At 63.7% G+C, this 24,145-nt stretch carries 22 protein-coding genes and 2 pseudogenes; 15 read left to right on the forward strand and 9 right to left on the reverse strand.

Annotated features, from left to right (window positions below; all coding sequences use genetic code 11):
* Nucleotides 1-46: 46 nt before the first annotated feature.
* A complete protein-coding gene (locus EOB49_RS25440; protein ID WP_127267007.1) occupies nucleotides 47-688 on the reverse strand; it encodes a DUF47 domain-containing protein in 642 nt (213 codons plus the stop codon).
* Nucleotides 689-839: 151 nt separating this feature from the next.
* Between EOB49_RS25440 and EOB49_RS25445 the strand changes: the two genes are divergently transcribed.
* From EOB49_RS25445 to EOB49_RS25490, 11 genes and pseudogenes are all read left to right on the forward strand, one after another.
* Nucleotides 840-1,754, forward strand: a complete 915-nt coding sequence (locus tag EOB49_RS25445; RefSeq protein WP_127382593.1) for a LysR family transcriptional regulator — start codon at nucleotides 840-842, stop codon at nucleotides 1,752-1,754.
* A gap of 175 nt (nucleotides 1,755-1,929) precedes the next feature.
* Entirely contained in the window at nucleotides 1,930-2,409 is a 480-nt protein-coding gene (locus EOB49_RS25450; protein ID WP_127382594.1) for a formate dehydrogenase subunit gamma, read from the forward strand.
* Nucleotides 2,406-3,962 (forward strand): NADH-quinone oxidoreductase subunit NuoF, encoded by a 1,557-nt coding sequence (locus EOB49_RS25455; protein WP_127330693.1) that lies wholly within the window; start codon nucleotides 2,406-2,408, stop codon nucleotides 3,960-3,962. The genes EOB49_RS25450 and EOB49_RS25455 overlap by 4 nt, the downstream gene beginning before the upstream one ends.
* A 10-nt stretch (nucleotides 3,963-3,972) precedes the next feature.
* Complete coding sequence (fdhF, locus tag EOB49_RS25460; protein WP_127330691.1) at nucleotides 3,973-6,885, forward strand: formate dehydrogenase subunit alpha; 2,913 nt, start codon at nucleotides 3,973-3,975, stop codon at nucleotides 6,883-6,885.
* Nucleotides 6,886-6,887: 2 nt separating this feature from the next.
* The gene (gene fdhD / locus EOB49_RS25465; protein ID WP_127382595.1) at nucleotides 6,888-7,718 is read left to right on the forward strand and encodes a formate dehydrogenase accessory sulfurtransferase FdhD; all 831 of its coding nucleotides are present in this window, start codon (nucleotides 6,888-6,890) and stop codon (nucleotides 7,716-7,718) included.
* Nucleotides 7,708-8,019, forward strand: a complete 312-nt coding sequence (locus EOB49_RS25470) for a formate dehydrogenase subunit delta (RefSeq protein ID WP_023811684.1) — start codon at nucleotides 7,708-7,710, stop codon at nucleotides 8,017-8,019. Before fdhD ends, EOB49_RS25470 begins: the two co-directional genes overlap by 11 nt.
* A 151-nt stretch (nucleotides 8,020-8,170) precedes the next feature.
* Nucleotides 8,171-8,827, forward strand: a pseudogene (locus tag EOB49_RS37970) (alpha/beta hydrolase); the annotation flags it as partial.
* A 205-nt stretch (nucleotides 8,828-9,032) separates the two neighbouring features.
* Complete coding sequence (locus EOB49_RS37975; RefSeq protein ID WP_245472837.1) at nucleotides 9,033-9,686, forward strand: LuxR C-terminal-related transcriptional regulator; 654 nt, start codon at nucleotides 9,033-9,035, stop codon at nucleotides 9,684-9,686.
* A gap of 156 nt (nucleotides 9,687-9,842) precedes the next feature.
* A pseudogene (locus EOB49_RS25480) lies at nucleotides 9,843-9,995 on the forward strand (carboxymuconolactone decarboxylase family protein); the annotation flags it as partial.
* 76 nt (nucleotides 9,996-10,071) lie between these two features.
* Nucleotides 10,072-10,434 (forward strand): nuclear transport factor 2 family protein, encoded by a 363-nt coding sequence (locus tag EOB49_RS25485; RefSeq protein WP_023811681.1) that lies wholly within the window; start codon nucleotides 10,072-10,074, stop codon nucleotides 10,432-10,434.
* 55 nt (nucleotides 10,435-10,489) lie between these two features.
* On the forward strand, nucleotides 10,490-10,804 hold the full coding sequence (locus EOB49_RS25490) for a hypothetical protein (protein WP_127267881.1): 315 nt from the start codon (nucleotides 10,490-10,492) through the stop codon (nucleotides 10,802-10,804).
* Between the two features lie 138 nt (nucleotides 10,805-10,942).
* On the opposite strand, the gene EOB49_RS25495 is transcribed toward EOB49_RS25490, so the two are convergent.
* The 6 genes from EOB49_RS25495 to EOB49_RS25525 form a co-directional block, all read right to left on the reverse strand.
* Entirely contained in the window at nucleotides 10,943-12,370 is a 1,428-nt protein-coding gene (locus EOB49_RS25495; protein WP_127382596.1) for a gamma-aminobutyraldehyde dehydrogenase, read from the reverse strand.
* A 104-nt stretch (nucleotides 12,371-12,474) separates the two neighbouring features.
* Entirely contained in the window at nucleotides 12,475-13,290 is an 816-nt protein-coding gene (locus EOB49_RS25500; RefSeq protein ID WP_127382597.1) for an ABC transporter permease, read from the reverse strand.
* Nucleotides 13,280-14,230: an ABC transporter permease gene (locus tag EOB49_RS25505; RefSeq protein WP_206526144.1), complete on the reverse strand. Its 951-nt coding sequence runs from the start codon at nucleotides 14,228-14,230 to the stop codon at nucleotides 13,280-13,282. The genes EOB49_RS25500 and EOB49_RS25505 overlap by 11 nt, the downstream gene beginning before the upstream one ends.
* Before the next feature lie 14 nt (nucleotides 14,231-14,244).
* Nucleotides 14,245-15,255: an ABC transporter ATP-binding protein gene (locus EOB49_RS25510; protein WP_127382599.1), complete on the reverse strand. Its 1,011-nt coding sequence runs from the start codon at nucleotides 15,253-15,255 to the stop codon at nucleotides 14,245-14,247.
* 221 nt (nucleotides 15,256-15,476) lie between these two features.
* On the reverse strand, nucleotides 15,477-16,631 hold the full coding sequence (locus tag EOB49_RS25520; protein WP_127382601.1) for an ABC transporter substrate-binding protein: 1,155 nt from the start codon (nucleotides 16,629-16,631) through the stop codon (nucleotides 15,477-15,479).
* Between the two features lie 219 nt (nucleotides 16,632-16,850).
* Entirely contained in the window at nucleotides 16,851-17,762 is a 912-nt protein-coding gene (locus EOB49_RS25525) for a LysR substrate-binding domain-containing protein (protein ID WP_013528025.1), read from the reverse strand.
* Between the two features lie 88 nt (nucleotides 17,763-17,850).
* On the opposite strand from EOB49_RS25525, the gene EOB49_RS25530 reads away from it, so the two are divergent.
* Both EOB49_RS25530 and EOB49_RS25535 read left to right on the forward strand, forming a co-directional pair.
* Nucleotides 17,851-18,300 (forward strand): Rrf2 family transcriptional regulator, encoded by a 450-nt coding sequence (locus tag EOB49_RS25530; protein ID WP_127382602.1) that lies wholly within the window; start codon nucleotides 17,851-17,853, stop codon nucleotides 18,298-18,300.
* The gene (locus tag EOB49_RS25535; RefSeq protein WP_127382603.1) at nucleotides 18,290-19,189 is read left to right on the forward strand and encodes an NAD(P)/FAD-dependent oxidoreductase; all 900 of its coding nucleotides are present in this window, start codon (nucleotides 18,290-18,292) and stop codon (nucleotides 19,187-19,189) included. Before EOB49_RS25530 ends, EOB49_RS25535 begins: the two co-directional genes overlap by 11 nt.
* Here EOB49_RS25535 and EOB49_RS25540 read toward each other — a convergent pair.
* A complete protein-coding gene (locus EOB49_RS25540; RefSeq protein WP_027039687.1) occupies nucleotides 19,186-19,962 on the reverse strand; it encodes a DeoR/GlpR family DNA-binding transcription regulator in 777 nt (258 codons plus the stop codon). The genes EOB49_RS25535 and EOB49_RS25540 overlap by 4 nt on opposite strands.
* 401 nt (nucleotides 19,963-20,363) lie before the next feature.
* Between EOB49_RS25540 and EOB49_RS25545 the strand changes: the two genes are divergently transcribed.
* Nucleotides 20,364-21,251 (forward strand): phosphotransferase family protein, encoded by an 888-nt coding sequence (locus EOB49_RS25545; protein ID WP_127382604.1) that lies wholly within the window; start codon nucleotides 20,364-20,366, stop codon nucleotides 21,249-21,251.
* A complete protein-coding gene (locus EOB49_RS25550; RefSeq protein WP_127382605.1) occupies nucleotides 21,248-23,701 on the forward strand; it encodes an FAD-dependent oxidoreductase in 2,454 nt (817 codons plus the stop codon). Before EOB49_RS25545 ends, EOB49_RS25550 begins: the two co-directional genes overlap by 4 nt.
* A 1-nt stretch (nucleotide 23,702) precedes the next feature.
* Here EOB49_RS25550 and EOB49_RS25555 read toward each other — a convergent pair.
* A partial coding sequence (locus EOB49_RS25555) for a class I SAM-dependent methyltransferase (RefSeq protein ID WP_164781805.1) occupies nucleotides 23,703-24,145 on the reverse strand: 443 nt, incomplete at its 5' end.

Raw genomic sequence — 24,145 nt, forward strand, 5'->3', positions numbered from 1 at the left:
CGACGAGGCCGACCAGCACGGGAAAGGCAATGGTGGCTTCCATCACCTAGACATTCTCAATGACGATGCCGCTGATCTCGTTGGCGACGTCCTCGAAGCGGTCGACCACTTTTTCCAGTTGGCCATAAATCTCGCTGCCGATCATGTACGCCATCGGATCGCTGCTACCGTGCTTCCTGAAGAGATCCTTCAGCCCTTGCTCGTGCAGGTCGTCGGCCCGGCTTTCGACGCGCATCACCTCTTCGGCGATGGCGTTGAGGCGCACCGTGTGCGTCGCGACCTTGTTGAGCAGCGGGATCGCCTCGGCCACCAGCTTGGCGGCGGCGACGATGACGCCACCCATTTCCTGCATCAGCGGATCGAATTCCTTGCGCTCGAACAGCTTCACCGTCTTGACCGTCTTGTGCATCATATCGATGGCATCATCCATCGACTGGATCAGGTCCTTGATGTCGCCGCGATCGAAAGGCGTGATGAAGGAGCGCCGCACCGCCAGCAGGACTTCCGCGGTGATGTGGTCGGCCTCATCTTCGAGATCGACGATTTTCTGGCACCAGAGGTCGATGTCCCTGCCCTGGAGAAGCTGCTCCAGCGCCTCGGCGCCGCCGACCACGGTGCGCGAATGTCGTTCGAACAGGTCGAAGAAGCGATCTTCGCGCGGCAAAAGCTTGCGGAACCAGCCCAGCATGGTCGATCTCCCAGTTTCATCCACATAGCGCCGCATCGCGCCGCGGGAAACAGGTAGCCGGCTTAAAGGTGTGGATGCAGGGCAATTGTGCATCGCGCTTGCGGCGAGGCGCGATTTCCCCGACCTTGCAGCGAACCACCGGAAAGATCGCATGATCGACAAGCTGGAATTCTTCATCGCGCTCGCCAGGGAGGAGCATTTCGGCCGAGCGGCGGAGGTATGCGGCGTCACCCAGCCGACGCTCTCGGCCGGCATCAAGCAGTTGGAGGGCCAGCTTGGCGTCATGCTGGTCCTGCGCGGCTCACGCTTCCAGGGGCTGACGCCGGAGGGAAAACAGGTGCTGGTGTGGGCACGCCGCATCGTCGGCGACACCAGGACCATGCGCGAGGAAATGCGCGCGGCGCGCCACGGACTTTCGGGCCGTATCCGCATCGCCGCCATCCCGACGGCGCTCGCCATGCTGCCGCGGCTGACGACGCCGTTTCGCGAAAAGCATCCAGGCGTCACCTTTTCGGTGCTGTCGCGGACCTCGATCGAGGTGCTGTCGCTGCTCGGCAATTTCGACATCGATGCCGGCATCACCTATCTTGACAACGAGCCGCTGGGGCGGGTGACCAGCGTGCCGCTCTATGACGAGCGCTACCAACTGATCACCGCGATGGGAAATCCCTATTCCGACCGCGACAAAGTGACATGGGCAGAGCTCTCAAGCCTGCCGCTGTGCCTGTTGACGCCAGACATGCAGAACCGCCGCATCATCGATCAGCATCTGGCCGAAGCCGGCGTGCAGGTGCGACCGACGCTGGAATCCAATTCGATGATCGTGCTGTTTTCGCACATCCGCACCGGCAAATGGTCGTCGATCATGCCGCTCAACCTTGCGGAAACATTCGGCTTTTCCGAGCCGATCCGGGCCATTCCGATTGTCGAGCCGGATGCCAGCCACACGGTCGGCCTGGTGGCGACACCGCGCGAACCGCACACACCTTTGGTCTCGGCGCTGCTGGACGAGGCAATGGCGCTGGCGGCCGATTTCCACGCAAACCGTTCCGCTAGACAGAGTTAGTCAAACGGAACGATAGAAAATTTCTATCGTATAACGAAACCGCTTTATTGATTTCAGAGGTTTTCTCTGGTTTCTTAAGCACTTAGCGATAAAGCGGCACGCGCATGTCGTTGTTCCAAACAGCTTGATGCTCTTGGCCGATATGTATGGGTCGCTATGATAGGGAGGGCGCTGCATGACAATGCATCCTGCAAGTACCGAGATTACATCGCGCACGGCCGCGATCATCCAGGAGATGAAGGGTCTCGAAGGCCCATTGCTGCCGATCCTTCACGGCATCCAGGAAGAGTTCGGCCATGTGCCCAAGGATGCGCTGCCGGTCATCGCCGAGGCGCTGAACATTTCTAGGGCCGAGGTGCACGGCGTCGTCAGCTTCTATCATGATTACCGCAGCCACCCGGCAGGCCGGCATGTGCTGAAGCTCTGCCAGGCGGAATCCTGCCAGTCGATGGGTTCGGACGCCATCGCCGCCAAGCTGAAGCAATTGCTGGGCATCGGCTTCCATGAGACGACCCGCGACGGTTCGGTGACGCTGGAGCCGGTCTATTGTCTGGGCCTTTGCGCTTGTTCGCCCGCCGCAATGCTGGATGGCGAGGTGATCGGGCGACTCAATGACGAGAAGCTCGACGAGATCGTTGCAGAGGTGCGCTCATGATCCCGCGTATCTACATTCCCGGCGATTCCGGCGCACTGGCGCTGGGCGCCGAAAAGGTCGCCAAGGCGATCGCCGGCGAGCTCGCCGAGCGCGGCATCGAAGCCAAGATCGTGCGCAACGGGTCGCGCGGCGCCTATTTCCTCGAACCAATGGTCGAAGTTGCGACAGCGAACGGCCGCGTCGCCTATGGGCCGGTAAAGCCGTCCGACGTCAAAAGCCTGTTCGACGGCGGCTTCCTCACCGGCGGCCATCACAAGCGCTGGCTGGGCTCACCGGACAAGATCCCCTTCTTCGCCAAGCAGACGCGGCTGACCTTCGCGCGCTGCGGCGTCACGGATCCGCTTTCGCTCGAATCCTACAAGAAGCATGGCGGGTTGAACGGACTGACGAACGCGCTGGCGCTGACGCCTGCCGACATCGTCGCCCAGGTTACCGAATCGGGCCTGCGCGGGCGCGGCGGCGCCGGCTTCCCGACCGGCATCAAGTGGAAAACGGTGCTCGATACCGCAGGCGACCGCAAATACATCGTCTGCAACGCCGACGAAGGCGATTCAGGCACCTTCGCCGACCGCATGATCATGGAGGGCGATCCGTTTGTGCTGATCGAAGGCATGACGATCGCCGGTATAGCCACGGGCGCGACCAAGGGCTTTGTCTATGTCCGCTCGGAATATCCGCATGCGGTGGCGGTGATGAACAAGGCCGTCGAGGTCGCCCGCAAGGCCGGCGTTCTTGGCGCCAGCGTGCTGGGTTCACCTTACGCGTTCGACATGGAGATCCGGGTCGGCGCCGGAGCCTATGTCTGCGGGGAGGAGACGGCGCTGCTCGATTCGCTCGAGGGCAAGCGCGGCATGGTGCGCGCAAAGCCGCCGCTGCCGGCGCATAAGGGGCTTTTCGGCAAGCCGACGGTGATCAACAATGTCATCTCGCTGGCCTCGGTGCCTGTCATCATGGACAAGGGTGCGGCCTTCTACAAGGATTTCGGCATGGGCCGCTCGCGCGGCACGATCCCGATCCAGATCGCCGGCAACGTCAAATATGCCGGCCTGTTCGAAGCCGCTTTCGGCATGACGCTGGGCGAAATCATCGACGATATCGGCGGCGGTACGGCCACGGGACGTCCGGTCAAGGCGGTGCAGGTCGGCGGGCCGCTCGGCGCCTATTTCCCGCGCGCGCTGTTCGACACGCCGTTCGATTATGAAGCCTTCGCGGCCAAGGACGGGCTGATCGGCCACGCCGGCATCGTGGTGTTCGACGACACCGCCGACATGCTGAAACAGGCGCGCTTTGCCATGGAATTCTGCGCCATCGAAAGCTGCGGCAAATGCACGCCCTGCCGCATCGGCTCGACGCGCGGTGTCGAGACCATCGACAGAATAGTCGCGGGCATCGAGCCGGAGAAGAACCTCGCTCTGGTCACCGACCTCTGCAACACGATGAAGTTCGGTTCGCTCTGCGCGCTGGGCGGCTTCACGCCCTATCCCGTGATGAGCTCGATTACCCATTTCCCCGACGACTTCAAGCCCGCGCCCGTGCGCGTGGCTGCCGAATAGGAGCTGGCAGATGAACATCAAGGCCGACTTCCCCTCCCTCGTCGAAGAGATCGACTACGGAACCCCGCAATCGAAGGCGCAGAAGCAGGTCACGCTGAACGTCGACGGTCGCAGCATCACCGTGCCGGAAGGCACCTCGATCATGCGTGCCGCGATGGAAGGCGGGGTCGAGATCCCGAAGCTTTGCGCCACCGACATGCTGGACTCCTTCGGTTCGTGCCGTGTCTGCCTTGTCGAGATCGAAGGACGCGGCGGCACGCCGGCATCGTGCACGACGCCCGTCGGCGAAGGCATGATCGTGCGCACGCAGACCGAGCGGCTTGACGCCATTCGCCGCGGCGTCATGGAGCTCTACGTCTCCGATCATCCGACCGGCTGGAACGAACAGGCCGGAACCGGCGCGAGCGAGTTCGATGCGGTGGCGAAGTCGATCGGCCTGACCGAGAACCGCTACGGCATCGAAGGCCGCAACCACGTCAAGCCGGAAGGTGGCGTGGCGCCCGGCCATGGCTCGCTGGCGGTCGACTACATCGCCCGCGATGAATCCAACCCCTATTTCACCTATGATGCCTCGCAATGCATCGTCTGCTCGCGCTGCGTGCGGGCCTGCGAAGAGGTGCAGGGCACCTTCGCGCTGACCATCGAGGGACGGGGCTTCGAATCCCGGGTTTCGGCGGGGATGCACGAGGCGTTCATCGATTCGGAATGCGTGTCCTGCGGCGCCTGCGTGCAGGCCTGTCCGACCGATGCGCTGCGCGAGAAGACGGTGCTTGCCAAGGGCCTGCCGGAGCGCTCCGCCGTCACCACCTGCGCTTATTGCGGCGTCGGCTGCTCGTTCAAGGCCGAGGTGAAGGGTGACGAAGTCGTTCGCATGATGCCCTATAAGGAGGGGAAGGCGAACCACGGCCATTCCTGCGTCAAGGGCCGTTTCGCCTATGGCTATGCCACCCACAAGGACCGCATCCTGTCGCCGATGATCCGCGAAAAGGTCACCGACCCGTGGCGCGAGGTGAGCTGGGAAGAGGCGATCGCCCATACGGCCAAGGAATTCCGCCGTATCCAGTACCAGTATGGACGCACCTCGATCGGCGGCATCACCTCGTCGCGCTGCACCAACGAGGAAACCTACCTCGTCCAGAAGATGGTGCGGCAGGGTTTCCGCAACAACAATGTCGACACCTGCGCACGCGTCTGCCATTCGCCGACGGGCTACGGGCTCGGCCAGACCTATGGCACCTCGGCCGGCACGCAGGATTTCGATTCCGTCGACTTCACCGACGTCGCCGTCATCATCGGCGCCAATCCGGCTTCCGCTCACCCGGTGTTCGCCTCGCGGCTGAAGAAGCGGCTGCGCCAGGGCGCCAAGCTGATCGTGCTCGATCCGCGCCGCACCGAGATGGTCAAATCGGCCCATATCGAAGCGGATTATCACCTGCCGCTGAAGCCCGGCACCAATGTGGCCGTGCTGACGGCGCTGGCGCATGTCATCGTCACCGAGGGCCTGTTCGACGAAGCCTTCATCCGCGAACGCTGCGACTGGACGGAGTTCCAGGATTGGGCATCGTTCGTCGCGTTGCCGGAAAACAGCCCCGAAACCGTCGGCAAATTGTCCGGCGTCGATCCCGAACTGATCCGCGGTGCCGCCCGCCTCTACGCCACCGGCGGCAACGGTGCGATCTATTACGGCCTCGGCGTGACGGAACACAGCCAGGGCTCGACCACTGTGATGGCAATCGCCAATCTCGCCATGGCCACCGGCAATATCGGCCGGCCCGGCGTCGGCGTGAACCCACTGCGCGGCCAGAACAACGTGCAGGGCTCCTGCGACATGGGCTCCTTCCCGCACGAACTGCCGGGCTATCGCCACATCTCCGGCGAAGCCGTGCGCGATATCTATGAGACCTTGTGGGGCGTGAAGCTGGACGACGAACCCGGCCTGCGCATCCCCAACATGCTCGACGCCGCCGTCGACGGCAGCTTCAAGGGCATCTACATCCAGGGCGAGGACATTCTGCAGTCCGATCCCGACACCAAGCATGTCGCCGCCGGCCTTGCCGCGATGGAATGCGTCGTCGTGCATGACCTGTTCCTCAACGAGACGGCGAACTACGCGCATGTCTTCCTGCCGGGCTCGACCTTCCTGGAGAAGGACGGCACCTTCACCAACGCCGAGCGCCGCATCAACATGGTGCGCAAGGTTCTTGAGCCGAAGGCGCGCTACGCCGATTGGGAGGCGACGCAGGAGCTTGCCCGTGCGATCGGGCTGGACTGGAACTACCAGCACCCCTCCGAGATCATGGACGAGATCGCGATGACCACGCCGAGCTTCGCCGGCGTCTCCTTCGAGTTGCTCGACCGTGTCGGATCCGTGCAATGGCCCTGCAACGAGAAGGCGCCGCTCGGCACCCCGATCATGCATATTGACGGGTTCGTGCGCGGCAAGGGCAAGTTCATCCGGACCGAATATGTGGCGACGGACGAAAGGACGGGACCGCGCTTCCCGCTGCTGCTCACCACCGGCCGCATCCTGTCGCAGTACAATGTCGGCGCGCAGACCAGGCGCACCGACAACAGCATGTGGCACTCGGAGGACCGGCTTGAGATCCATCCGCACGATGCCGAGAACCGGGGCTTGCGCGACGGCGACTGGGTTCGGCTGACCAGCCGCTCGGGCGAGACGACGCTGCGCGCGCTGATCACCGACCGGGTGTCGCCCGGCGTGGTCTACACGACGTTCCATCATCCGGACACGCAGGCCAACGTCATCACCACCGACTTCTCCGACTGGGCGACCAATTGTCCGGAATACAAGGTGACGGCGGTGCAGGTCGGCGCCTCCAACGGACCGTCGGAATGGCAGCGCGACTATGACGAGCAAGCCAAGCAGAGCCGGCGCATCGCGTCTTTGCAGGCGGCGGAGTAGTCTTGAGCGCGCGCCGCAAAGCCACGACGCAGGTATCGCGGCTGGCGCACCGCGCGGTTGGGACGACGGCTGCCAACCGGATGGTGCCGGAAGAGACGCCGGTGGCGTTCTCCTTCGCCGGCACCACGCATGCGGTGATGATGGCAAGCCCGGCCGATTTCGAGGATTTCGCGCTTGGCTTCTCGCTGACCGAAGGCATTGTGGCTGCGCCGGAAGAGATCGAAGCGATCGAGGTCGAGGACCATGGCGCCGGCATCGACATTCAGATCCGCCTGAAGGACCGAGCCGACACACGTTTCGAAGCGCGGCGGCGAAGGCTCGCCGGCCCGGTCGGCTGCGGGCTTTGCGGCATCGAATCGATCGAGGAAGCAATGCGCTCGGTCGATGCGGTTGGTGCCTCAAGCCTTACGCTTGATGCCGACGACATCGCCCGTTCGGTCAAGCTTTTGTCCAAAGTGCAGCCGCTGCACACCGAGACCGGAGCGGTACACGCCGCCGGTTTCTATATGCCTGGCAAGGGCATCGTCATGGCGCGCGAAGATGTCGGCCGTCACAATGCGCTCGACAAGCTGGCCGGTGCGCTGGCCAAGGCCGACATCGATGGCGCATCCGGTGCCGTCGTGGTGACATCCAGGGTGTCGGTCGAAATGGTGCAGAAGACGGCTTCTATCGGCTCGGCCTTCATCATCGCCGTCTCGGCGCCGACCGCCCTTGCCATCCGCACGGCGCAAGAGGCTGGCATGACGCTGGTGGCGCTGGTTCGCGGCGACGATTTTGATATTTTCACCCACCCCGACCGGGTGGTTTGCGGAGTTGCCAAGCATGTCGCATGACGAAGAACACATTATGAGCACCGCCGAGAAGCTGGTGCGCATGGCAAACCAGATCGCCGATTTCTTCCATTCCAAGCCGCGCGAGGAAGGCATTGCCGGCGTCGCCGAGCACATCAACAAGTTCTGGGAGCCGAGGATGCGGCGGCAGTTCTTCGAAATGCTGGACGACGGCACCGGGAACTTCAACGAGTTGGTGGTGGCCGCCTCCGCCAGGATCAGGCGGCCGATCACGCCGGCTGCGGCCGACCTCAAACTCGGACTCGAGCCCTCCCCTGCCGACGTCGCCGCCTCGCAGGAATAATCGCCAAGCCGCGCCGGCTTACATTCGCCAGCGCTAAAGTTTAAGCTGCCGCATCCGCGCTGTTCTGCTATGGTTTGACGACCAGAAATCGTCAGGCCGGGGTGGAAATCTCGTGAGGCCGATCGAGACGCGATACGCCCGTAGCGGCGATATGAGGATCGCCTATCAGGTGGTCGGGCAGGGATCGCTCGATCTGGTCTTCGTGCTGGGCTTCATTTCCAACCTCGACCTGCACTGGGAAGACGAGGGCTATACCAGGCTCTTGAAGCGGCTTTCGGCATTCTCGCGGCTGATCCTGTTCGACAAGCGCGGCACGGGTCTGTCCGACCGCGTCGACGCGCATAACCTGCCCAGTCTCGAAACGCGGATGGACGATGTGCGCGCAGTTATGGACGCCGCCGGCAGCGGCCGTGCAGCCCTGCTCGGCTCCTCCGAAGGCGCGCCGATGGCGATGCTGTTCGCCGCCACCTATCCGGAGCGGACGCGGGCGCTGGCGCTCTATGGCGGCTATGCGCATTTCCACAAATGGGTGATGTCGCCCGAACGCCTCGACGCTTTCATCGAGATGGCGGAGACAGCCTGGGGCACCGGCGCCACTCTGCCCCATTTCGCGCCGAGCCGGGTCGACGACGCGCATTTCGCCCAGTGGTGGGCACGTTTCGAACGATTGTCGGCGAGCCCGACGGCGGCGGCGGCGCTGGCGCGCATGAACGCCGACGTCGACATCCGCCACATCCTGAACGTGATCAGCGCGCCGACGCTTGTGATTCATCGCCGCAACGATGCGCGGGTCGACCCCGATGCCAGCCGCTTCCTTGCACAGAAGATTCCCGGCGCCCGGCTGGTCGAGATTGCCGGACGCGACCATCCGATCTGGACCGGCGATGTCGACGGGGTGGCCGATCTGATCGAGGAATTCCTGACCGGCGAGCGCGCCGTAGGCGAAGTGGACCGCGTGCTGGCGGCACTTCTGGTGACACGCATCTACGAATACGGCGCGGCTCGGCGACCGCATGTGGAGCGAACGCAGCCAACGTTTCCAGGAAACCTGGCGGCTGCTGGTCGGACGCCATGGTGGGCGCTCTGTGGGCCTGCATGGCGAGTTGATGATTTCGCGCTTCGACGGCCCGGCACGCGCCATACGCTGCGCGGCAGCCCTGCGCGAGGCGGCGCAAGAAATCGGCGTGGCAAGCGCGCAAGGGGCGCATGTCGGCGAGATCGAAATGCGCGGTCCGCCCGTTGGGATGACGGCGCGGGTGGCGATGCAGTTGGCCGCCCATGCCGGCCCCGGCGACATTATCGCGTCGCGTCTGATCGCCGATCTGGCGGCTGGGTCGGGCCTGCATTTCACCGACGCCGGGCGCATCAGCGTCGACGAGTTGGAGGAGCCGCTGGCGCTGGTCCATGCGACGTCCGAACAGCATCTGGAACCCGCCTGCCGGCCCAAACCCAGGGTTGCCGAGCCGGCCGCATTGACGGCGCGCGAAGGCGAGGTGGTGAGCCTCGTCGCCGACGGCAAGAGCAATGCCGCGATCGCCGCCGAATTGAGGCTGAGCGAACACACGGTCAAGCGCCATGTCGCCAACATACTGCTCAAGCTGGACCTGCCGTCGCGGGCGGCGGCGGCGGCGTTTTCGGCCAGGCACCCTGGCCCGCACGGGCCATGAGAGCCATGGCGCTTTCGGGCGAAGCGGCCATGGGCGGGTCAGCGCTATCAATTCTCTCCATGCAGGCCAGGCGGATGTCGTCGGGAAAGGTGCTGCGAACGGAGGAGGAAATGCTGACGTCGAACCAAACACTCAGATCGCTTGCGATAGCGGCAGGGCGCCAGCGATGAGGAGATTAAGGAGGCGGTGGCGATGTCCGCGATCGTGCGCCACTGGCCGACGATGCTCAACGGCAGCCAGGTCGATCTGACGACCTTCAAGGAGCAGGCCGACGACGTGTTCGCGGCCGTCAAGGCGAAGTCGCAGTAACAACCACTGCCTGGCGACAAGCGCCGGGCAGCACTTCGACCAAAACCGCCCGGAAGACGGGCCAATGGAGGATGACATGCTGACCAAGACCCAAACAGTGGATGGTGCGGCGATCAAGAAGGCCATCGAAACTCGTGACGGCAAGATGCTGTCGAGCTTTTATGCCGACGACGCGCTGGTGCGGGTGATCGACCGCAACAACCCGCCGAGCAAGCCGCGCGAGATCCGCGGACGCGCCGCGATCACCACATTCTGGGACGACATCTGCAGCCGCGCGATGACCCACAAGGTCGATACCACCATCGCCGACGGCGACAGTCTCGCCTTCACCCAGGCCTGCGCCTATCCGGACGGCACCAAGGTGTTCTGCGCGGCGATGCTGGAGCTGAAGGACGGGCGGATCGCAAGGCAGACCGTCGTGCAGGCCTGGGACGAGTAGACCAACAGCCGGTGGATCAACCGCGGCCTGGGCCGCAAACCTGGAGGAGAAGACGATGTTCAGCGCCAGATGGCAGATCGACGCCAAGTTCGGACACAAGCAGACCGTGCTCGACCTGTTGAAGAAATGGGAACGCGAGATCGGCTCGCAGGTCGGCATCGACGAGCTGGAATTCCAGATCATGACCGGTTCGATCGGCGCGCGGGAGGCGACGGTAGAGTCCCATCATCAGGTCGAAAGCCTGGCCCAGCTGGAGGCGTTCTTCGCCAAGATCGGCAAGATCGACGCGCATGCCAAATGGGGCAAGGAGATCGAGCCCTATGTCGTGTCGGGCACCAGCCTGTGGAATATTTATCGCATTGTGGAGTAGTGATTCTTCTCCTCGTTTCACGGGGAGAAGATGCCGGCAGGCAGATGAGGGGCGGAGCCCGCTTTGCCAGGGACGCGCTGCCCCTCATCCGGCCCTTCGGGCCACTTTCTCCCCGTAAAACGGGGAGAAGGGAAGGCGCTAGCTGTGAGCCACCATCACATGGCGCACGGCGGTGTAGTCTTCCAGCGCGTAGAGCGACATGTCCTTGCCGTAACCGGACTGTTTCAGCCCGCCATGCGGCATCTCGTTGGTCAGCATGAAGTGGGTGTTGATCCAGGTGCAGCCATATTGCAGGCGGGCGGCCGTCGCCATGGCGCGCGAGACATCCTTGGTCCATACCGATGACGCCAGGCCGTAGTCGCTGTCATTGGCCCAGTTCACCGCCTCGTCGACTTCCGAAAAACGAGTAACCGAGACGACCGGGCCGAACACTTCGCGGCGGACAATCTCATCTTCCTGCAGCGCGCCGGCGACGACGGTCGGCTGGTAGTAGAAGCCAGAACCCTCGCCCGGCTTGCCGCCGGTGGTGATCTCAATGTGCTTCAGTTCCGAGGCCCGCTCGACGAAGCTCGACACGCGGTCGCGCTGGCGGCGGGAGATGAGCGGGCCAATCTCGTTTTCAGTGTCGTCGGGACGGTTGTACTTGATGGTCGAGACGGCCGAGGACAGATCGGCGACGAGCTTGTCGTAGATCTTCTTGCCGGCGTAGATGCGGCAGGCGGCGGTGCAGTCCTGGCCGGCATTGTAATAGCCGAAGGCGCGCAGGCCGTTGACCACGGCACCGAGGTCGGCGTCATCGAAGACGATGACCGGCGCCTTGCCGCCGAGCTCGAGATGCGTGCGCTTGACCGACTTGGCAGCCGCCTGCAGCACTTTCTTGCCGGTTGCGACATCGCCGGTGATCGAGATCATGTTGACCTTGGGATGGTTGATCAGCGTGTTGCCGACGCTGTCGCCGCGGCCGAGCACGACGTTGACCACGCCCACCGGCAGAATATCGGCGAGGATTTTCGCCAGCTTCAGCGCCGTCAGCGGTGTCTGCTCGGATGGTTTGAAGACGACGGTATTGCCGCCGGCGATCGCCGGCGCCAGCTTCCAGGCCATCATCATCAGCGGGTAGTTCCACGGCGCGATGGAGGCGACGATGCCGATGGCATCGCGGCGGACCATGGAAGTGTGGCCGGGCAGATATTCGCCGGCGACGACGCCGGGCATCGAGCGAACGGCGCCGGCGAAGAAGCGGTAGCAATCGACGATCGCCGGGATTTCGTCATTGAGCACAGCGTTGATCGGCTTGCCGCAATTGAGCGCCTCGAGCGTGGCGAACTCCTTCGCGTCTGTTTCGATGCGGTCGGCGATCTTCAGCAAATAGCCGGAGCGCTGCGCCGGCGTGGTGCGCGACCACAAGACGAACGCCTGTTCGGCGGCGGTGACCGCCGCCTCGATCTGCGCCTGGCTGGCCTCGGGCAGGCTGAAGATGGTCGCCCCGGTCTTTGGATTGAGGATCGGCTCCTCGGTCTCGGTGCCCTTCTCGAATTTCGAGCCGATCAGCATCTGGGTGTCCATTGGATTCTCCCTTAACAGGAGCGAGTAGCGAGTAGCTGAAAGCGAGTAGGGTTTGACCGTCGATCTTCCTTATTCGCTATTCGCCACTCCCTATTCGCTGTTTTTCATTTCCCACTTCCGGCGATCTGGTCGCCGTCACGGGTGAGGTAATAGGCGGCAAGGATCGGCAGCAGCGTCACCAGCATGACGACCATGGCGACGACATTGGTGACCGGGCGCTGGCGCGGACGGATCAGCTCTTCCAGCATCCAGATCGGCAGCGTCTGCTGCTGTCCGGCGGTGAAGGTGGTGACGATGACCTCGTCGAAGGACAGCGCGAAAGCCAGCATGCCGCCGGCAAGCAGTGTCGTGGCGATGTTGGGCAGCACGACATGGCGAAAAGTCTGAAAACCGTCGGCGCCGAGATCCATCGAGGCCTCGATCATCGATCCGGAGGTGCGGCGGAAGCGGGCGACGGCATTGTTGTAGACGACGACGACGCAGAAGGTGGCGTGGCCGAGCACGATCGTCCAGAACGAGAACGGAATGTCGGCGAGCGAAAAGGCCGAGCGCAGCGCGATGCCGGTGATGATGCCGGGCAGCGCGATCGGCAGGATGACCAGCAGCGAGATGGTTTCGCGGCCGAAGAATTTTGTCCGCGACACCGCCGCCGAACAGAGCGTCCCGAGGACCAAAGCAATCGCAGTCGATATGGAGGCAACCCTGACCGATAGCGACAGCGCCTGCCAGACATCCGGCCGGTTCCAGGTCACGGCGAACCATTGCGTGGTCAGCCCTGGCGGCGGCCAGACGAAGCTCTTCTCCTCGGTGGTGAAGGCGTAGACGAAGATCAGCAGGATCGGCAGATGCAGGAACAGCAGGCCGCAGGCGGCGGCTATCTTCAGGCCGAGCGGAGCCGATTGGGAACCATCAGAGCGCATCGAAGGCCCCCATGCGCTTGGCGCCCCAGAGGTAGAAGCCCATGATGACGATCGGCACCACGGTGAAGGCGGCGGCGAGCGGGATGTTGCCGGCGGTGCCTTGCTGCGAATAGACGGCCTGGCCGATGAACAGGCGCGAGGTGCCGATGATCTGCGGGATGATGTAGTCGCCGAGCGTCAGCGAGAAGGTGAAGATCGACCCGGCGACGATGCCCGGCAGCGCCAGCGGGAACAGCACGTTGCGGAAAGTCTGCCCCGGAGAGGCGCCGAGGTCGGACGAGGCCTCGACCAGATTGCCCGGCACGCGCTCCAGCGCCGCCTGTACCGGCAGGATCATGAACGGCAGCCAGACATAGACGAAGACGATGAAGGTGCCGGTGAACGATACCGACAGCGAATTGCCGCCGACAATCGGCAGCGACAGCCATGCGTCGAGAACCCACAACAAATGCAGCTTGGCGAGGAGCCAGGTGAGGATGCCTTCCTTGGCCAGGATCAGCTTCCAGGCGTAGATCTTGACCAGATAGCTCGACCACAGCGGCAGCATGATGCCGAGATAGAACAGCGCCTTCCAGCGACCGCGCGCATAGCGCGCCGCGTAATAGGCGATGGGGAAAGCGATGACGGCCGAGGCCAGCGTGACCAGGGCCGCCATCGTCACCGTGCGCAGGATGATGTCGAGATTGGCGGCCTGGAACAGGTCGCCATAGGTCTTGAGCGTGAACTCACGGTTGATGAGGCCGGAAAACTCATCGATGGAGAAAAAGCTCTGCGCCAAGAGCGCAAACAGCGAGCCGATATAGACGATGCCGAGCCATAGAACCGGCGGCAGCAGCATGAGCGGCAGCAGGACCTTCGGCTTGCGCCAGAAAAGGTCCGACAGTGCGCCGCGCAAGCCGCCGCTGCCGGGCAGGATGGCGGGTGCTGTTGCACGCATCATGGCGGCATCGAGGCTCATGCCGGCTCGTCCATCAGATGCAGGTGCTCGCGGTTGAAGGTGAGCACCACCGCCTCGCCTGCCCCAGGCAAGGCCGTGCCGGCGGGCACGATGGCGTGCAGCCGCAGCCCGTCGGCGTCGAGCGCCAGCTTCGTCGTGGCGCCGAGATAGTTGGTCGAGACGAGGCGGGCGGATACGCCTTCGCCACTTGTGCCCGCGCTGGCCGCGCGGCCGACACGAATGGATTCAGGGCGCAGGCTGCCCCAGCGATGCTGGCCGGAATAGCGCTGGACGAAATCCGGCGGCAGCACGTTGGAGGAGCCGACGAAATCGGCGACGAAGCGCGTCTTCGGTTGCTGGTAGATATCTTCCGGCGTGCCGACCTGCATGATCTTGCCATTGTTGAAGACGGCGACGCGGTCGGCCATCGACAGCGCTTCGCCCTGGTCGTGAGTGACGAAGACAAAGGTGATGCCGAGCGCCTTCTGCAGCGACTTCAACTCCTCCTGCATGTTCTCGCGCAATTTGAGGTCGAGCGCGCCGAGCGGCTCGTCGAGCAACAGCACCTTTGGCTGGTTGACCAGCGCACGGGCGAGTGCCACGCGCTGGCGCTGGCCGCCGGAAAGCTGGCCGGGGCGGCGGGCGCCATAGCCGGGCAGCCGCACCAGTGACAGCGCTTCTTCCGCCGCCTTGTGCCGCTGAGCCTTGCCGACACCCTTGACCATCAGCCCGTAGGCGACGTTGTCGAGCACGTTCAGATGCGGGAACAGCGCATAGTCCTGGAACACGGTGTTGACGTTGCGGCGATAGGGCGGAACGCCCTCGGCGCGTTCGCCGAAGATCGAGATCGAGCCCGATGTCGGCTGCTCGAAGCCGGCGATGAGGCGCAGGCAGGTGGTCTTGCCGGAACCTGACGGGCCGAGCATGGCGAAGAATTCGCCCGGCACGATGTCGAGATCGACCGCGTCGACGGCGCGCACGCTGCCGAAATGGCGCGAGGCTTTCTGGAAGGAGACGGCGGAGGTCATGGGCTGTCCTGATCTGTCAGGCAAATCAATTCGGGCTGCGGTGCAGCGTTCTTCTAGCTCGGGCGTTTGCGCTGCCCCTCATCCGCCTGCCGGCACCTTCTCCCCGTATAGTGACGGGGAGAAGGGAAGCACTCCAAGGCCGGTGACTCCCCTCTCCCCGTTTCTTCACGGGGAGAGGGTAAGGTGAGGGGCGGCGCTGCACTCTCAGGCGAAGCGCGGAATCACCTTCCGCCGATGACGCCGATATAGTCCGACACCCAGCGGTAGTACGGCACGCATTGGTCGTTCTGGGTGGCGCATTTCGACACCGGGGTCTTCCAGAACTTGATCTTGTCGAAGTTCTCGTAGCCGTTGGTCTTGCAACCCTCGTCGGTCAAAAGTTCATTGCCCTTGCAGGCGGCGGGCACCACGGGCAGCGAACCGAACCAGGCCGAGACGTCGCCCTGCACCTTGGGCGACAGCGAATGTTCCATCCACATATAGGCGCAGTTGGGGTTGGCCGAATCGGCTTCCATCATCGTGGTGTCGGCCCAACCGGTCGCGCCCTCCTCCGGAATGGTGGACGCTATCGGCTTCTTGGCGGCGACCAGCGTGTTGACCTGGAAAGGCCACGAGCCGGAAGCGACGACGCCCTCGTTCTGGAAATCGTCGACCTGGATGGCGGCGTCATGCCAGTAGCGGCCGACCAGCGTGCGCTGGACGCGCAGCAGGTCGAGTGCCGCCTTGTACTGGTCCTCGTTCAATTCGTAGGGATCCTTGATGCCGAGTTCCGGCTTGTGGAACATCAGATAGTTGGCGGCGTCCGCGACGTGGATCGGCCCGTCATAGGCCTGGACGCGGCCCTTGTTGGACTTGCTGTCCGGCAGCTTCATTTCCTCGAAGACGACATTCCAGCTCTTGGGAGCTTCCTTGAACACGTCGGTGTTGTACATCAGGACGTTCGGACCCCACTGGTAGGGAACGCCGTAATGGGCGCCGCCAACGGTGAACCACGGCGCGTCCTTGAGGCGCTCGTCGACCGTTTTCCAGCTCGGGATGAGATCGGTGTTGATCGGCTGCACGCGCTTGCCGGCAACGAGGCGCAGCGAAGCATCGCCCGAAGCCGTGACGAGGTCGAAGCCACCCTCATTCATCAGCGAGACCATCTCGTCGGAGGTGTTGGCGGTCTTGACGTTGACCTTGCAGCCGGTCTCCTTCTCGAAGGAGGTCACCCAGTCATAGCCCTTGTCGGTTTCGCCGCGCTCGATGTAGCCCGGCCAGGCAACGATATTGACCTGGCCCTCGCCCTTGCCAAGTTCCTTGACCTGGGCGACGGCTTGACCGGAGAAGGTCAGCGCGACCGTCAGAGCAGTGCATGACTTCAGGAATGAATTCATTGTCGATCTCCCATTTAGGCGCCTGGCCCCGAAGGCCGGTTTCGGTCTTCGCTAGGGGTCACGCGCGGACTGAAAACTGTCAGTTCGTCCGTTGGGCTTGATGCCGCTCTGATGGCGGCTTGGTCCCTGAACCGGAAAGTGCTTTGAAAATTCCGGTTTCGCAAATTCATTTATCAGAAGGGCGATATCGGTTTTTCCGATAGGTTGGCAGCCGATCTCTCAGGGACGCTGGCGAACCGTCCGTTGCGACTGGGCAAGACCGATGAAATCGCGCGCGGCCTGCGGCAGACCGGAGCCGCGCCGCCAGACCATGCCCACCTGGACCACCGGCAAGGAGCCGGAAATATCGCGCGATTCGATGCGGTCGCCTTCCAGCGACCAGGGCCGGTAGACGAGGTCGGGCAGCAGCGCCACGCCGGCGCCGGTGGCGACGAGACTGCGCACGGCTTCCACGGAACGGGTGCGGAAGGCGACATGCGGCTTGGCGCCGATTGCCGTCAGCAGCTTGCCGGTATTCTCCTCGATCTCGTCGACGGTCAGCATGATCAGCGTTTCGGAGGCAATGTCGCCAATGCTGATGATGTCGGCGCCGACGAGCGGATGACCGAGCGGCAGCCACAGCCGATAGGCCGAGACTTCGAGGATTTCCGACTGCAACGCGGTGCGGTCGCGCAAATTGGAGGTGACCATGACGGCAATGTCGAGCTTGCCGCCGATCAGGAGGTGTTCGAGATAATCGCCATTGTCCTCGATGGCCGAGACCTCGACACCGGGATAGGCGCGGCGGTAGCGGGCAAGCAGATCCGACAGCACATAACCGGCAACCAGCGAGGTGACGCCGAGCTGCAGCCGGCCGGCCGCCACCGCCTGCTCGCCGGAGAAAGAGCGGCGCGCGTCGGAAACGTCCGCGAGGATTTTCGTCGCGTGGCGCAGGAACTGGTGGCCCTTGTGGGTGATGTTGAGGCCGCGCGGATGGCGTTCGAACAGTTCGACGCCGAGATCGCTTTCGAGCTCCTTGATCGCTTCGGTGACCGACGACTGCGAGATTGACAGGTTCTGCGCGGCGCCCGAAACCGTGCCTTGCTCGGCGACGGCGATGAAGAACTGCAACTGGCGGATGGTGAAAGCCATGGCCGGACTAAACACGGCGGACGCGATGCTGGGAAGTGGCAACCGGCGAACACTTGACGGCTTCGCAAATCGTAACTAACTAAGTTACATGAAACGTAACAGCCGACTGTCCTCGACCTTGCACATTCTCGTCCACATGGCCGAGAAGCCCGAACAGGCGCTGACCTCCGAGCAGCTTGCCACCTTCATCCACACCAATCCGGTTGTGGTCCGCCGCACCATCGCAGGCTTGCGCGATGCCGGCATCGTCACCTCGTCGCGCGGGCACGGTGGCGGCTGGCTGCTCGGGCGGGCGCCCGAGAAAATCTCCCTGGCCGAGATCAGCGTCGCCCTTGGCGAGACGCTGCTGCTGTTCAGCACCGAGCCGGAAAGCCCCGGCTGCCTCGTCGAGCAGGCGGTGATCGCCGTCCTCGACGATTTTCGCATCGCCGCCGAAAGGCTGCTGGCGGAGAAGCTGAGCAGCATCACGCTGGCCGACCTGACCGCCGATTTCCGCCGCCGTTTTGATCTCATTGGAGTCTCCAGCCATGCAGTATGATCTTGCCGTCGTGGGCGGCAGCTTTGCCGGCCTGTCCGCCGCCATCCAGGTGGCGCGGGCAGGACGCAAGGTGCTGGTGATCGACGCCGGCCAGCCGCGCAACCGCTTTGCCGAGCATTCGCACGGCTTCCTCGGCCAGGACGGACGCGCGCCTGGCGCAATCCTGGCTGACGCAAGGCGACAGCTGCTGGCCTACCCGACAGCCAGGGTTGTCGACGGGCGCGCCGACAAGGCCGTTGCCGCCGGCAGCAGCGATTTCGAAATCACCACCGATGGCGACGAGACATTCGGTGCCGCACGATTGGTGCTGGCCACCGGGGTGCGCGATATCCTGCCGGAGGTTGCCGGGCTTGCCGAGCTCTGGGGCAGGAGCGTGCTGCACTGCCCCTATTGCCATGGCTACGAGGTTTCCGGCGGGCCGGTCGGCGTGCTCGCAACCGGCCCGATGTCCCTGCATCAGGCACAGCTGATCGCCGATTGGGGTGATGTCACACTGTTCGGCAATGGCCTGTTCGAGCCTGACACAGAGCAGATGCGCGCGCTGGAGAGCCGAAAGGTCCGGTTTGAGCCCACCAGCGTTGCCGAGCTGCGGGAAGACGGCTCCGGCGGGTTGATCGTCCACCTCGACGATAGCCGAAAGGCCGGCGTCAGGGCGATGTTCACCGCGCCGCGCAACATCATGGCCAGCCCGCTGGCCGAACAGCTCGGCTGCGGCTTCTCCGAAGGCCTCCTCGGCCCGGTGATATCAGTCGATGACAGGCAGCAGACGACCGTGCCCGGCGTCTACGCCGCCGGCGACGCGGCACGCTCGATGCACAATATTGCCTTTGCGGTATCGGGTGGCACCTTTGCGGGCGTCTGCGCCCACCAGTCGCTGGTGTTCGGCTAGAACCCGGCTTCCTCGCCGGCGATGCTGAGCCGCGCGCCGGCTTGGGCCAGGGCGGCAGCCAGGTCGTGCGGCGGCGAGCGGTCGGTGGCGAGTTCGGAAAAGCTGTCGAAGCCGCAGACCTGGACCAGACCAAGACGGCCGAATTTCGAGTGATCGGTGATGACGAGGGACCGCTGGCCGCGCGACAGCACCATGCGGGCGAACTCGGCCTCATCCAGATCAAAATCCATGACGCCCATCACCGCGTCGACGCCGCCGGTGGAAATGATGGCGTGGCTGACCGAAAAACGACTGACAAAATCAATCGCCGAGGCGCCGAAAGCAGCGCCGGAATCGCTGCGCAGCTCGCCGCCCGCCATATAGACCTTGTTGCCGTTGATGGTGGCCAGGGTGCGGGCAATATCCGAGGAATTGGTGACGACCGTCAGGCGCCGGTGGCCGAGCAGTTCACGCGCAAGGAACGAGGTCGTCGTGCCGGTGTCGAGCATGATCGATTCGCCGTCGCGTATGGTGGCGGCGACCATGCGGGCAATGACGCGCTTGGCGTCGGCGTTCTCACGCATACGCCGCTCGAACGGCGCTTCGCCGATCATCGACGGCAGGCCGATGGCGCCATGCATCTTGAGGACAGAGCCGTCACCAGTCAGTGGCTTGACGTCGCGGCGCACCGTCTCGAGCGACACGCCCAGCCGGTCGGCCAGACTGGCGATGGTGACGGTGCCCTCTTCCTGCAGGAGCCGCAGGATCTCGCCGTGTCGTTTGGACTGGGCCATCTGGTTTCCCGAACTGATGCTCCTGACCGATTTTAAGGTAATTCAAGTGCTTTTAAAGGAACTACCTTATGCTTTCAGGCAAAATACCCAAAAAAAGTCACACCTTTTTATTGACAAGCGGGCAGCCCTGGCGTGAAATCGAAGACATCAACAGGCTTCAGATCTGCGACTGGGGGCAGAGCCGCAACTCAGCGATCAGGCCGTTTGGAACGTGCCTGTTCAAGGAATTTTCAGATCCGCGGGGGCGGATGCCGGGCTCAAAAACCTGGCCAAGGGGCTCGTCGGTGCGGTGCGGGATACCGATCCTGGCGTCCCGCACCGACGAGATCATTTACGTTTCTCCCGCCATCGTTGCGCTGTTCACGGCGCCTTGTCGAAGCCCAGCAAACCAGGGATGTTCCGTGACCGCCGAAGATCGCATCCGCGCCCTGCCCTGCTGGACCGGTGGCATCGAGATCGCACCGCTGCCCGGCGGCCTGAGCAACGCGAATTATGTGGTCACGGACGCGGCCGGACGACATGTCGTGCGCTTCGGCAAGGACTATCCGTTCCACCATGTCTTTCGCGAGCGCGAGGTTATGACCGCGCGGGCGGCGCATGCCGCCGGTTTCGCGCCAGCCGTCCGCCATGCCGAACCAGGCATACTGGTGACGGAATTTCTCGGTGCGAAAACCTATCTGGCGGAAGACGTGCGCGCCAATCTCGGCCGGGTCGCGGCCCTGATGCGCGCCTTCCACCGGGAGATGCCCAATCACGTCTCGGGCGCCGGCTTCATGTTCTGGGTGTTCCATGTCATTCGCGACTATGCGCGCACGCTTGAAGAAGGCGGCAGCCGCAAGCGCAGCGACTTGCCGCGCCTTTTGACACTGGCCGACGAACTGGAGCGCGCGCAGAAACTCCTGCCGATCGTCTTTGGCCACAATGACCTGTTGCCGGCCAATATTCTCGACGACGGCAACAGACTATGGCTGATCGACTTCGAATATGCCGGCTTCAACACGGCGATGTTCGACCTCGCAGGCGCCGCCTCCAACGCCGGCATGAGCGACGAGGAATCCTTTGCCTTCCTGACCGCCTACTTCATGAAGGAACCGGACGAGGCGATCCGCCGTTCGCACGCGGCCATGCAATGCGCCTCGCTGCTGCGCGAGGCGATGTGGAGCATGGTCTCCGAGCTCTATCTCGACGCGCCGGGCATCGACTACGTCGCCTACACCGAGGAAAACCTCGCCCGGCTCGACGCGGCACTGGAAAACTACCGGACAAAATACGGGATACAGAAATCATGACATTGCCGAGCCAGGCCGCCATCGTCGTCATCGGCGGCGGCATCATCGGCTGTTCGACGGCCTATCATCTGGCGCGCGACCACAAGGCTGACGTGGTGCTGCTGGAGCAGGGCAAGCTGACCTCGGGTTCGACCTGGCATGCCGCCGGCCTTGTCGGGCAATTGCGCTCGTCGGCGTCTATCACCCGCGTGCTGAAATACTCCGTCGACCTCTACAAGGGACTGGAGGCCGAGACCGGTCTCGCCACCGGCTGGAAGATGACCGGTTGCCTCAGGCTCGCCACCAACGCCGACCGCTGGACCGAGTACAAAAGGCTGGCGACGACAGCAAAAAGCTTCGGCATGGACATGCAATTGCTGTCGCCGGACGAGGTGAAAAGAATGTGGCCGCTGCTGGAGACCGGCGATCTCGTCGGCGCCTCCTGGCTGCCGACCGACGGCCAGGCGAGCCCCTCCGACATCACGCAGTCGCTGGCCAAGGGCGCGCGCATGCATGGCGCCAAACTGTTCGAGGATGTCCGCGTCACCGGCTTCGAGATGAAGGACGGCCGCATCGCGGCGGTGAAGACCAGCAAGGGCGACATCGCTTGCGACAAGGTGGTCAACTGCGCCGGCCAATGGGCGCGGCAAGTGGGGGCCATGGCCGGCATCAACGTGCCGCTTCAGCCGGTGAAGCACCAGTACATCATCACCGAGAAGATCGACGGGCTGGCGACCGACGCGCCGACCATCCGCGACCCTGACCGACGCACCTATTTCAAGGAGGAAGTCGGCGGGCTGGTGATGGGCGGCTATGAGCCTAACCCGCAGGCCTGGGCGACTGGTCTCCCCGGCGACGACGTTCCCAATGATTGGGAATTCAGGCTGTTCGACGACGACTACGACCATTTCGAGCAGCACATGAGCCAAGCGATCGCGCGTGTGCCGGCGCTGGAAACCGTCGGCGTCAAGCAGATGATCAACGGGCCGGAGAGTTTTACGCCGGACGGCAATTTCATTCTCGGCACAGCGCCCGAATGCGCCAACATGTTCGTCGGCGCCGGCTTCAACGCCTTCGGCATCGCCTCGGGCGGCGGCGCCGGCTGGGTGCTGGCGCAGTGGGTGGTCGACGGCGAGGCACCGCTCGACCTGTGGGTGGTCGACATCAGGCGTTTTTCCAACCTGCACCGCGACCGGCAGTGGGTCTGCGACCGCACGCTGGAGGCCTATGGCAAACACTATACGATCGGCTTTCCGCATGAAGAGTATGCCAGCGGGAGGCCGCGCATCGTCTCGCCGCTGTACGAGCGGCTGAAACAGCAGCGCGCCGTATTCGGTTCGAAGCTCGGATGGGAGCGGCCGAACTGGTTCGCACCGCTAGGCGTCGAGCCGCAGGACATCTATTCGATGGGCCGGCAGAACTGGTTCGCGGCGGTCGGCGACGAACACCGGCATGTGCGGGATAAGGTCGGCATCTTCGATCAATCGTCTTTCGCCAAATACGAGCTGACCGGGCCAGATGCGTTGAAGGCGCTGGACTGGATCTGCGCCAACGACGTCAGCAAGCCGGTCGGCCGGCTGACCTATACGCAGCTTCTCAACACGCGCGGCGGCATCGAGGCCGATCTGACGGTGGCGCGGCTGGCCGAAGAGAAGTTCTATATCGTCACCGGCACCGGTTTCCGCACGCATGATTTCTCATGGATCAGCGATCATATCGGCGAAGGGCTCGACACCAGGCTTGTCGACGTCACCGAGGATTTCGGCACGCTGTCGCTGATGGGTCCCCGGGCGCGCGACGTGCTCTCGGTGGCGACCGGAGCCGACGTGTCGAATGCCGGCTTCCCGTTCGGCCATGTGCGCGAGATTGCCATCGCCGGCCACACGGTTCGGGCACTGCGCGTCACCTATGTCGGCGAACTCGGCTGGGAACTGCATGTGCCGATCGCGGCCACCGGCGAAGTCTTCGACGCACTGATGGCGGCAGGCGAGAAGCATGACATCCGACCGGTCGGCTATCGGGCGCTGGAATCGCTAAGGCTGGAAAAAGGCTTTCGCGCCTGGGGATCCGACATCACCCCCAACGACACGCCACAGGAAGCCGGGCTCGGTTGGGCGGTCAAGCTGCGCAAGAACACCGATTTCGTTGGACGGCGCGCGCTGGAGAAGACCAGCGGCGCGGCGCTGAAGAAACGCTTTGCCGGCTTCACGGTCGAAGACCCCGAGATCGTGCTGCTCGGCCGCGAAACCATCCTGCGCAATGGCGAGCCGGTCGGTTATCTCAGCAGCGGCGGTTATGGCTACACGCTGGGCAGGAACATCGGCTACGGCTATGTGCGCAACGCCGACGGGGTGAGCGATGATTTTCTCGCTTCCGGCGACTATGAACTGGTGGTTGCGATGGAGAGGACGCCGGCCAAGATCCACCTCGAGCCTATGTACGATCCGGCGGGCGTCAGGATCAAAGCGTAGGTCAGGCCACGCGCAATGCGAGACCGCGGCTGGGCACGGTGTCGGCTTCGCCCGGCATGGAGACGTAAGGGCGCGTTTCCTCGACGCGGGTGACGAGGCCTTGCGCCTCGAGCTCGGCGATGCGCGTGGCAAAGCCGGCATCCCACAGCGTGTTCTTGACCGTCAGCACGATCACGCCGCCCGGGCGGCAGATGCGGATTAGCTCGTCCAGCCCCTCGACGCCGACATGGCCCGAGGTGAAGACGCCGGCCGAGATGATCCCGGCATAGGCATCGTCGTCAAAAGGCAGATGACCGCCCAGCGCCAGACAATGAAACGCGGAATAGATGCCCTTGCGGGCCGCCTGGTCCAGCATGCCTTGTGAAATATCGAGTGCCTCGACCAGGGGATAACCAGCAATATCAAGCCATTCGCCGATGAGCCCGGTGCCGGCCCCGGCATCGA

It is taken from the genome of Mesorhizobium sp. M7A.F.Ca.MR.148.00.0.0 (genome assembly GCF_003997735.1).
Lineage (GTDB): Bacteria > Pseudomonadota > Alphaproteobacteria > Rhizobiales > Rhizobiaceae > Mesorhizobium.